The 1,552-nt window shown below is 34.2% G+C and carries 3 protein-coding genes; all 3 read left to right on the top strand.

The features are described from left to right. Nucleotides 1-193: hypothetical protein (locus ACWIUO_RS13675; protein ID WP_454178441.1), on the top strand; the 193-nt coding region annotated here is incomplete at its 5' end. Next, entirely contained in the window at nucleotides 190-612 is a 423-nt protein-coding gene (locus ACWIUO_RS13670) for a hypothetical protein (RefSeq protein ID WP_454178440.1), read from the top strand. The genes ACWIUO_RS13675 and ACWIUO_RS13670, both read left to right, overlap by 4 nt. An 84-nt stretch (nucleotides 613-696) precedes the next feature. Further along, nucleotides 697-1,449 (top strand): hypothetical protein, encoded by a 753-nt coding sequence (locus tag ACWIUO_RS13665; protein ID WP_454178439.1) that lies wholly within the window; start codon nucleotides 697-699, stop codon nucleotides 1,447-1,449. Nucleotides 1,450-1,552 lie beyond the last annotated feature (103 nt).

The following is a 1,552-nucleotide window of genomic DNA, read 5'->3' as shown; positions in this document are numbered from 1 at the left end:
AAGTAAGGAATCTAAAATGCCAAAGCTAAATCCCCTGCTAGAATCTGACACAATGATTGGCACAAGTGGTCTAAGACATACTACGCTATGGGATAACGATAACTTTGTTGATGTAAAGCTTGGCATAAGTAAAAATTATTTGAACGAAACAGATTATATAATAAGAGAATGTTATTTTTGGGATATGAAATGAAAAAGATTATTATATTATTAAGTTATGTTTTAACTATCAATACAAACGCGAATAATCTTACTCATTCATACAATCCCAGCGATGTATTATCTAATCAATTACTGCTTTTTAAGGTAAATGCACGATATTATTATAAGGCTTGGGCTATTGGATATTGTTTGGGATATTACATAGTAGAGAATAATGTTAATGTAACTTTTGATACACAATTAGATGTTGATAAAATCGCCTATGTTAAGGGCAATGAGCCACTAAAAGAGTTGCAAAGCTACATAGATTCAAAAAAAGATTATTTTGAAAAAGACAAAGTAAATCGTTGTTTAAAATTAGTCATACCAACAAGTAAAATCAATGGAATGGTTACACTTGAAGACATAATTGAACAAATTGTGGAAAAATACTGCAAAGAGTGCAAGTAAGGAATCTACAATATTTAAGATTAAATAAAGTAAAATCTAAAAATAAATCTACACAGGAATTAAAAACTCAAAGGACAAATCATTGTGCCACAGCTAAATCCCCTGCTAGAATCTGACAATATTGAATGTGCTCATAAAGGCAAAGTAGTGCTTCAATCAAGCACAAAAGACACAATGTGTGTGCAAGATTCTAGTGGTGATGACGCAGGAATGATAAGTTTGCAAGATTTAGCAAATGCCACTATCATAGGCTGCACGAATAATATCGCAGGTGTGCCTAGCCCTTGCACTAAGCTAGTGAGCATCCCAAATTCTATCTGCTCTACATTGCTAGAAATTGACAATCAAAAAATAGTCCTAGCCCAAGCCATCTCACAAGTCCTAACCGACAAAGGCTCACCGCTAATCCTGCAAGGAAATCCAAAAGCAAAAGATATATTTGAGCTAGATGAGGAAATAGCAGATTTTGATAACGCACAAAATGGTAATGAAAACGCGGAATCTATAAGTGAATCTAGCGCAAAATCAAACGAATCTAATGCAGAATCTAACCCAAAATCAAACACAGATTCAAGTGATTCGCAACCCAAGCAAGATTCCCAAAAAGAAATCATTGAAATGTGTTTTAGCTATGGGGAAGAGTGCGAGAGAATCAAAACAGATTCTAAGATAGAAAGCAATGTGAATTTGCATATCGTTACACAGGGCTACAAGCTAGGTGAATCAATAGAAATTACACTAGAATCTGATGATGGCAGGATAATCAATGCAGGTGGCAATGTAAATGAAAATGGCGAAGTAGTGATATATAATGTATTTACAAAAAATAAGGAGTAAAAATGGCGACTTGGAGAGCTACTTGTAGCACAGCAAAAGCAGACCTTAAGTGCATAAGACCTAGTTGGGATACGATAAAAGAGGCGTATGAGGAAATAAATAA

It is taken from the genome of Helicobacter sp. T3_23-1056, assembly GCF_053654535.1.
This window is presented reverse-complemented; position numbering and strand designations above follow the sequence as displayed.

Excerpts from the sequence above, each read along its gene's own strand:
- ACWIUO_RS13670 (WP_454178440.1), top strand. The coding sequence starts at position 190 with ATGAAAAAGATTATTATATTATTAAGTTATGTTTTAACTATCAATACA.